The 9,071-nt window shown below is 64.0% G+C and carries 7 protein-coding genes; 4 read left to right on the forward strand and 3 right to left on the reverse strand.

All coding sequences use genetic code 11. From position 1 onward, the window contains the following. Together ACE3S9_RS05715 and ACE3S9_RS05720 are read left to right on the forward strand one after the other, a co-directional pair. The coding region (locus ACE3S9_RS05715) for a response regulator (RefSeq protein ID WP_374545477.1) at positions 1 to 1,779 on the forward strand (1,779 nt) is incomplete at its 5' end. Positions 1,780 to 1,920: 141 nt separating this feature from the next. After that, positions 1,921 to 2,883 carry a GNAT family N-acetyltransferase gene (locus ACE3S9_RS05720; RefSeq protein ID WP_374545478.1) on the forward strand — a complete coding sequence of 321 codons (963 nt, stop codon included), beginning with the start codon at positions 1,921 to 1,923 and terminating at the stop codon, positions 2,881 to 2,883. Positions 2,884 to 2,887: 4 nt separating this feature from the next. Here ACE3S9_RS05720 and ACE3S9_RS05725 read toward each other — a convergent pair whose 3' ends face one another. Continuing rightward, positions 2,888 to 3,739, reverse strand: coding sequence for a YihY/virulence factor BrkB family protein (locus ACE3S9_RS05725; RefSeq protein WP_374545479.1), 852 nt, complete (start codon positions 3,737 to 3,739; stop codon positions 2,888 to 2,890). Between the two features lie 144 nt (positions 3,740 to 3,883). Between ACE3S9_RS05725 and ACE3S9_RS05730 the strand changes: the two genes are divergently transcribed. Beyond that, positions 3,884 to 5,920: a M3 family metallopeptidase gene (locus ACE3S9_RS05730; protein ID WP_374545480.1), complete on the forward strand. Its 2,037-nt coding sequence runs from the start codon at positions 3,884 to 3,886 to the stop codon at positions 5,918 to 5,920. A gap of 93 nt (positions 5,921 to 6,013) precedes the next feature. Next, positions 6,014 to 7,684, forward strand: coding sequence for an acyl-CoA dehydrogenase family protein (locus ACE3S9_RS05735; RefSeq protein WP_374545481.1), 1,671 nt, complete (start codon positions 6,014 to 6,016; stop codon positions 7,682 to 7,684). 60 nt (positions 7,685 to 7,744) lie between these two features. On the opposite strand, the gene ACE3S9_RS05740 is transcribed toward ACE3S9_RS05735, so the two are convergent. Next, positions 7,745 to 8,065 (reverse strand): RNA-binding S4 domain-containing protein, encoded by a 321-nt coding sequence (locus tag ACE3S9_RS05740; protein WP_374545482.1) that lies wholly within the window; start codon positions 8,063 to 8,065, stop codon positions 7,745 to 7,747. 14 nt (positions 8,066 to 8,079) lie between these two features. Next, a partial coding sequence (locus ACE3S9_RS05745; protein ID WP_374545483.1) for a GNAT family N-acetyltransferase occupies positions 8,080 to 9,071 on the reverse strand: 992 nt, incomplete at its 5' end.

The raw sequence follows: 9,071 nt of genomic DNA on the forward strand, positions 1-9,071 counted from the left end.
GCGTTCGCTCCCGCCTTGGTCCCTCGGTTTGGCGCTGATCGCATGGGCTTGATCCCGACCAATTGGTTGCTGCTTGTCGTCGTCGCGGTTTTGTCGGCCGCCTCGGCGCTCCTTGGCTTACGCGGCCGGCGCCGCGCGCTGGACCGCGCGGAAAAGGAGAGGGAGCGCCTGCTCGATGAAATCTGGGAACTGAAGGCGGCCGCCAGCGCCCTGAATAAGGCGGAAGCCGCCAATGAAGCCAAATCCCGCTTTCTCGCCATGGTCAGCCATGAAGTGCGGACGCCCTTGACCGGCATTCTCGGCATGGCGGAGCTGCTGAAGGCGACGGAGCTGAGCGCCGAGCAATCCTCCTATGTCGACGCAATCCGGCTGTCGGGCGAATCCTTGTCCTCGCTCATCAATGAAATCCTCGATTTTTCCAAGATCGAAGCCGGAAAGCTCGATCTGAACTGTTCCGCCTTCGACCTGCCGGGGCTGGTCGAAGGGATCGCCGAACTTCTGGCGCCGCGCGCGCAAGGCAAGGGCCTCGAAATCGCGACCTCGATCGATCGCGACGTTCCGGCCCGGGTGCTGGGCGATTCGGAGCGGTTGCGGCAGGTGCTGATGAATCTCGCAGGCAATGCCGTGAAATTCACCGAGCGCGGCGGCGTCGGGATCGTCATCAAGAAAAATGTCGATGGGACGGTTTATTTCGCCGTCCGCGACACCGGCCCCGGGGTTCCGGTCGATCGCCGCGAGTCGATTTTCGAGGAATTCGAGCAGGTCGACGGCTCAATGACGCGCCGTCACGAAGGAACGGGACTGGGGCTCGCCATTTCCCGCCTGCTGGTCGAATTGATGGGCGGCGCATTGCGGCTGGAGCAATCCGGGCCCGAGGGCTCGGTGTTTTCCTTCGCGATCGCTTTGCCGCTGGCCGAGTCCATATCGGACGCCGGCTCAAACGCCCAACCGGCTGTTCCCGAGGCGAAAGGCCGGCGAGCGCTGATCGTGGCCAATGCGCCGTTTGGCGGTCCCTTCCTCGGCGAGCGCCTGACGGAATTGGGTTTCGAGACATTTTTGGCCCAGGACGAGGCGGCGGCGCTCGCTGTGCTGCGCGGCCAGGCGCCCAATCTCGTGATCGTCGATTGCGCTCTGGGCGAAGGGGCAAGCCACCGTCTCGTCGCGGAAGCCCGCAAATGCGGCGCGAGGAGCAATCTGCTGCTGTTTTCACCCTTCGAGCGCCGGGCCTTCGGCGAGGCCCTGATCAAGGATTACGACGGCTGGCTGGTCAAGCCGATCCGGCGCAAATCGCTCTATACCCGCCTCATCGCGCGCGAAGCCCCGTTTGTGGCGGCGAAAGGGCCGTCCTCGCAAGCGGGCGTCGCCCGCGCTTTGGCCGGATGCCGGGTGCTGCTGGCGGAAGATAACGACATCAACGCCTTATTGATCGAGCGCCATCTGGCGCGTCTGGGCGCCTGGGTGGTCCGCGCGCATGACGGAGCGGAGGCGGTCGCGCTCGTCTGCGGCAGCGACGCCTGTTTCGACGCCGCGCTGATGGACATCCGGATGCCGGGTCTCGATGGGCTCTCGGCTGCGCGCCAGATTCGCGCCGCGGAGCGCCAGACCGGCGCCAATCGGCTCAGGATCGTGGCCTTGACCGCCAATGCCTCGGAAGACGACCGCCGCGCCGCGCGGGAGGCCGGAATGGACGGCTTCCTGACAAAGCCGGTCGATCTCGTCGCGCTCGCGGACGCAGTGCGCGCGCCGGAGGATGGCGCACCGGCCCGGCGGGCGCTTTGACGGCGGATGTCATATTTTCGTATCGAGTCTGCTATAGATCTCCTCAACCCTAATGTGAAGCTGGCGTCATTGGCGCAACGGGCGGCGATCCCGACGAAAAGGACCAGCTCCGCGGGGACCGTCATACGGGGAAACGCATCCATGAACGGATTGGCCGTGATCGCGGGTCTGTCGTCTAAGTTTCCGTTCCTCCCCAAGACTCCGAAACAATCGGGCCCGGGACCGTTCAGGCGCTTCAAGCCCTGGCGTCCCAATCCGTGGCGTCCCAATCTGCTGGACGCCGGGCCGGGTCCGCATCTGGGCTGGTCGGGTTCGCTCGAATTGCGACTCGCCACCAGGAAGTCGGAAATCCGCAAGGCGCAAAAGCTGCGCTACAAGGTCTTCTTCGAGGAAGGCGGCGCGGCGGCTGACGGCGCGGCGGCGCTGATTCGCCGCGACATCTGTCCGTTCGACAAGGTTTGCGACCATCTGCTGGTGATCGACCATGCCGCGCGCAACCGCTTCGGCAAGGTCAAGCCGAAGGTGGTCGGCGCCTATCGCCTGTTGCGGCAGGATGTGGCGCAGAAAAATTTCGGCTTTTACAGCGCACAGGAATTCGACATCGGGCCGCTGCTCGCCCGCCATCCGAATTCGCGCTTTCTCGAACTGGGCCGCTCCTGCGTCCTGGCCGATTACCGCGGCAAGAAGACGATTGAAATGCTTTGGCGTGGGATCTGGACCTATGTCAAACATTACCGCATCGACGCCATGATCGGCTGCGCAAGCCTTGAGGGAACCGATCCCGAAAAACTGGCGTCGCAGCTGAGCTTCCTGTTCCATCATGCCCAGGCCACGCCGGAGTGGCTTGTTAGCCCCCTGCCAAAGCGTTTCGTCCCGATGAACCGGCTCGAACAGGCGCAGGTCGACGCCAAGCGCGCGCTCGCGGCGCTGCCGCCGCTGGTCAAGGGCTATATGCGCGTCGGCGCCCGATTCGGCGATGGCGCGGTGGTCGATCGGCAGTTCGGCGTGACCGATGTGTTCGTGGTCATGCCGATCAATGAGATCGAAGGCCGCTATATCGAATATTTCGGCAGCCCCGACGATCTGGCCCGCCGCGCCGCGTGAGCGGTTAGTTTGCGTCGGAGGCCACAGGGCGGGGTTCTCTCCGGCGCTCGACGGCCGCATTGATTTCCGCGCCGAAAATGAAGATCGCGGCCAGCGAATAAAGAAAGACGATGGCGATCATGACCGAGGCGAGCCCGGCATAGGTCGCGACATAATTGAGCGTGAAACGCGCGATATAGGCGCCGAAAGCCGAAGCGAAGGCCATCCAGGCGCCGAACGTCAGGATCACGCCGGGCGCTGTCTGACGCAGCGAAAGCTTTCTGTTCGGCAGAACCCGATGCGCGATGATCAGCGCAGCCAGCAGGATGACCGTCGCTATCCCGTAACGCCCGATCGCGACTTTATTGCTGAATGCGCCCAGCGCTGGCGCCTGACGGAGCGCGGCGGCCCACAGGCTTGGCCCGAGGATCAGCAGGAACGCCATGGCCAGCAAGGCGAGCGCGCCGACAAAGACATAGCCAATGGATTGCAGGCGTAGACGCCACCAGGGCCGGGTCTCCCGCGCGCCATAGGCCCGGTTGAGACCGGTGCGCAAGGCCTCGACGCCGCTTGAGGAAAAATAGACCGCGAGCACGGCGCTGATCGTCAGCAGGCCGCCGTGGCGGTTGCTCAGGACATTATGGATCTCGCGCAGGATCGGCTCGGCGACGCGGGGCGGCCAGATATCGAAAAAGGCCGCCGAGGCCTCGTCCGCCAGATGTTGCACGCCGAACAGGCCGGCGAGGCTGGTGACGAAAATCAGGAAAGGAAAAATGGCGGTCAGGCCAGAAAGGGCGATGTGGCTGGCCATCGCATAGCCGTCGTCCTTTTCGAAATTTCGGGCGGCTTCGAGCAAGAGTCGGGAATAGTCTCGCAAAATCGCCCTCCAGCGTCGCCCGTCCGGGCGGATCGGCCATTGGCGTCCATTTAGCAAGAAACCGCCGGACGCGGAAATGAACCCGATAAAGCCCTGGCTTCGCGGCGGCGCCAGTCCTATCTGAGCAGGAACAGGGAGATTTTCATGAACGCGCAAAATCCGCTTCTGGCCCGCTGGGACGCCCCTTCCGACCTGCCGCCTTTCGCTTCGGTCAAGACCGAGCATTATCAGCCGGCTTTCGACGTCGCCCTGCGCGAACATGACGCGGAAATCGCGGCCATTGTCGATAATCCCGAGCCGCCGACCTTCGAAAACACCATCGACGCGCTGGAATTGGCCGGACAGACCCTGAACCGGATCGGCGGCGTGTTCTGGAACCTGACCGGGACAGATTCGACGGAAGAATTGCGCGCGGTCGAACGCGACCTGTCGCCGGTTCTGGCCCGGCATTTCGCCGCCATTTCGCTCAACCCCGGCCTTTTCGCGCGCGTCGCCGCGCTTTACGAAAAACGCGAGACACTGGCCCTGACCGGCGAGCAAGCCCGGCTGCTCGAACTGACCTACAAAAGCTTCATCCGCACCGGCGCCCGGCTCGAAGGCGCCGATCGCGCGCGCTATGCCGAAATCGCCGAGCGGCTGGCGAGTCTCGAAATGGAATTCGCGCAAAATGTGCTCGCCGACGAGAATGACTATCTGCTGGAGCTGGACGAGGCGGATCTTGCGGGCGTGCCCGAGGATGTGAAGGCCTCCGCCGCGCAAACGGCCCGCGAGCGCAACGCCTCCCTTCCTTATGCCATGACCCTTTCCCGCTCCGTCGTCGAACCCTTTTTGGGCCACGCCCATCGCCGCGACCGGCGCGAGGAATTGTTCAATGCCTGGATCGCACGCGGCGAGCATGACGGGGCGACGGACAATCGCGGTCTGACCGCCGAAATCCTCGCCTTGCGCGACGAACGCGCGAAAATGCTCGGCTATACGACTTTCGCAGCCTACAAGCTGGAGCCGACGATGGCGGGCAAGCCGGAAGCGGCGCTCGACCTGCTGGACAAGGTCTGGAAGCCGGCGCGGGCCAAGGCCGGCGAGGAACGCCAGGCCTTGCAGACGGTGGCGGATGCGGAAGGCGCGAATTTCCGCATCGCCGCGCATGATTGGCGCTATTACGCCGAAAAACTGCGCCTGAGCGCCTATGCCATCGATCAGAGCGAGCTGTCCGGCTATTTCCAGCTCGAAAAAATGATCGAAGCCGCATTCTATTGCGCGGAGCGGCTATTTGGCCTGCAATTCGCGCCCCGGCCGGATCTGCCGGTCTATCATCCCGATGTCCGGGTCTTCGAGGTCCTGGACCGCGACGGCCGCCATCTGGCGATGTTTCTCGGCGATTATTTCGCGCGTCCCGGAAAGCGCTCGGGCGCCTGGATGTCGAATTTTCGCGGCCAGAAGAAACTGGGGGGCGAGGTCCGCCCGATCATCGTCAATGTGATGAATTTCGCGAAACCGGCGCCGGATCGGCCGACTTTGCTGTCGCTGACGGACGTCGCCACTTTGTTTCATGAATTCGGCCACGCCCTGCACGGCATGTTGTCGGATGTCGCCTATCCGTCGATGAGCGGCACGGCGACGCCGACCGATTTCGTCGAATTGCCGTCGCAGCTCTACGAGCATTGGGCCCTGCGTCCCGAAGTGCTGGAAAAATTCGCGATCCATCACGAAACCGGCGCGGCGATCCCGCAGGACCTGATCGACCGGGTGATCGCCGCGCGCAATTTCAACCAGGGTTTCGGCACGGTCGAATTCTGCGGGTCGGCTTTTGTCGACTTCCTGCTCCATTCACGCGCCGCGCCGCCGCGCGATGTCGTGGCCGCGGAAAACGGGATTTTGCGGGACATCGGCATGCCGTCGGAAATTGTCGCGCGCCATCGCACGCCGCATTTCTCCCATATTTTCGCTGGCGACAGCTATGCGGCCGGCTATTACAGCTATTTGTGGTCGGAGGCGCTGGACGCCGACGGCTTCGCGGCCTTCGAGGAAACGGGCGATATTTTCAATCCCGAGGTCGCCCAGCGGCTGCATGATTATGTCTATTCCGCAGGCAATCAACGTGACCCAAACGAGGCATATGCCTTGTTTCGCGGCCGTAAGCCGGAATTCGACGCGCTCCTGCGAAAGAAGGGCCTAGCCTGACCGCAAGACATGTTGCGCCGCGTCATCCGGACTGGCAATAAAGCCGTCTGTTGACCTTTATCAAGCCCATCGCCGCCAGATCAGGAGCTCCGGATGACGCAGGCCGCCCAAGCGATCGCCACAGAGGAATTTTTCGAACTCGGCCGTCAGGCGGTCCACGCGATCGAAGCGCTTTATGAAGAGGCGGTCGCCAGCGTTCGCGCCAAGGTGATCGAAAACGGCAAGCTCTCCAATGCGCTGATCGAACGCGAGCAGCATGCGGCGCATGGTCTGGCCTGGTTCGCGACCTATGTCGAATCCGTGCGCGAATCGCTGGCTTACGCCGAACGCGCCAAGGCCGAAGGCCGCTATGGCGAAACCGAGGATCTGCTGACCCGGATCGGCGTCGGTGAATATCTTGCGCAGATTTTCGGCGGCATTCCGATGAGCCAGGGCGAATTCATTCGCCTCGGCGATTTCGGCCTTTCCGCCGAAACCATCGCCGCCAAGCGCGTCGCCGCCATCGACACACTGATCGCGATCGGCAATACCGCGCCGAACCGCGCGCGGCTGGTCGATCTGGTCGACCATGCCGAGGCCTCGGCCACGGTCGGCTCGCCAGGCCTCGACGAGACGCTGGAGGCGATTCGCGAGGAAATCCGCAAATATGCCGAGGCGGAAGTCGTTCCCCACGCCCATGAATGGCATTTGAAGAACGCCTATATTCCGCTGGAAATCATCCAGGGCCTGGCCGACCTCGGCGTGTTCGGCCTGACCATTCCGGAAGAATTCGGCGGCATGGGCCTCGGCAAGGTGGCGATGTGCGTCGTCACCGAGGAATTGTCGCGCGCCTATATCGGCGTCGGCTCGCTCGGCACCCGCTCCGAAATCGCCGGCGAACTGATTCTCGGCGGCGGCACCCCGGAGCAGAAGGAAAAATATCTGCCCAAGATCGCCTCCGGCGAGATCCTGCCGACGGCGGTCTTCACTGAGCCGAATACCGGCTCCGACCTCGCCTCGCTGCGCACCCGCGCGGTGCGCGAGGGCGACAAATATGTCGTCAATGGCAACAAGACCTGGATCACCCATCCGGTCCGCGCCGATCTGATGACCGTGCTGACCCGCACCAATCCGGCCGAGCCCGGCTACAAGGGCCTGTCCATGCTGCTGGCGGAAAAGCCGCGCGGCGATGATTCCGATCCGTTCCCGGCCAAGGGCATGTCGGGCGGCGAGATCGAAGTGCTCGGCTATCGCGGCATGAAGGAATATGAGATCGCCTTCGACGGTTTCGAGGTCCCGGCCGAAAACCTGCTTGGCGGCGTCGAGGGGCAGGGCTTCAAACAGCTCATGCAGACTTTCGAAGGCGCGCGCATCCAGACGGCGGCCCGCGCTGTCGGCGTCGCGCAATCGGCGATGGAGCTGGGCTTGCGCTACGCCAAGGAGCGCATTCAGTTTGGCAAGGCGCTGGTTCATTTCCCGCGCGTCGCCGACAAGATCGCCATGATGGCGGTGGAAATCCATATCGCCCGCCAGATCACCTATTTCGCCGCGCGCGCCAAGGACGAGGGCAAGCGTTGCGATCTCGAGGCCGGTCAGGCCAAGCTGCTCGGCGCGCGCGTCGCCTGGGCGGCGGCGGACAACGCCTTGCAGATTCATGGCGGCAATGGTTTCGCGCTGGAATATCCGGTCTCGCGCGTGCTCTGCGACGCCCGTATTCTCAATATTTTCGAGGGCGCGGCGGAAATTCAGGCGCAGGTCATCGCGCGTCGCCTGCTGGAAGGCTGATCGAGCCCGATCAGGCCTCGAATAAAGCGCGTCCGCTCCCATGAAGCGGGCGCGCTTTTGTCATTTTTTTGGGCCGCTTTCCTGGGGGCCGCTTTCGGGCGCCGGCGCGCCGCCCTCGATCAGGCGATAGAGCTGCGAGGCTTCAGAATAGGGCCCGCGCCGCTCCGAAAAGCCGAGGACTTCCAGAACCATGACGCGATTGGCCAAGGCGATCGTCAGAATGTCGCCGGCGGAGACCGGTTTGGCGACCTGCTCGACGCGCTTGCCATTGACGCGGACATAGCCCTGATCGATCAGCTCGGCCGCCGCCGTGCGCGTCCGCGCCATGCGGGCGTGCCAGAGCCATTTGTCGAGCCTTTGCCTTGGTCCATTGGACGTCATGCGGCCGCAAGTGTTCAGCGGAATCCCGTGTTTGTCCAGGCGACGCTTGTTGTCCAGGCGATCTTGGCCATTTCGCGGAAACGCCGCCGCAGGCGTTCGCGCCACAAGGCGCCCCGGAACCGGAACGACCGCCCGGCCTCCAGCGAGAGGATGACATCGGCCATCGGCGCCTGGTCGCGCCAAAGGCGGTCGATCATGGGATGATCGGGCGTCGCGCAGGAATCGATCAGGCGCAGGCCCGGTTCGCGGAGCAGCGCATCGGTCATGTTCAGGGTCAGTTGAACGCCGGGCGAAGCAAAAGCGAAAGCCTCGTCATAGGCGGTCTTCCAGAAATAGGCCTCGCCCCCCGCCACAAGCACGATATTGCTGGCGATGACCCGCCCCGAATGGGACAGCCAGAAGATGCGGCATTTGCCTTGTTCGGCCATGGCGCGGATCATGGTCCGCAGGAAATCGGCATGCGACGGCCTGTTGGCGAAGGCGCCTCCGTCCCGTCCCTTCCAGCCCTTGATTTCGAGCGCCAGGAAGGACTCGATCTGGCGGTCCAGTTCGGCGCCCTCGCGCGCCATGCCGAACAGGACAGGGCCGGAATCGCCCAACCGGCGAAGCTGCCGCCGCAATTCCTTGGCCTTCTTTCGCGAAACCAAACCGGCTGTCTCGGCGCCCTGGCGCGCGGCGTCGAGCGCCGCCCGGTCATAGCGGGCGATAAGGTCGAGCGTCAGGCCGTTCAGGGCGGCGAAGCGGCGCAGGACAGCGGCGGTCGGACCATCGGCGCGGAGCTGCGGCGCCAGCAAGGCGGCGGGCGAAAATCCGCCGGCGCGCAAATGGCCGACCAGCACGGCGAGCGCGGCGAAAGCCTGCGCGTTGTCGAGCAGGGGCGCGCCGCAGCAGCAATAATCATGGACCCAGGCTTTGTAAGACGCGCCGAACCCTCGGCCGCTTCGCACGATCGGCCACAGCGCGATCAGGCGGCGGCGCGCTAGAGTCGATGGCGATTCGGTTGAAT

This window comes from Rhodoblastus sp. (assembly GCF_041915505.1).
Lineage (GTDB): Bacteria > Pseudomonadota > Alphaproteobacteria > Rhizobiales > Beijerinckiaceae > Rhodoblastus.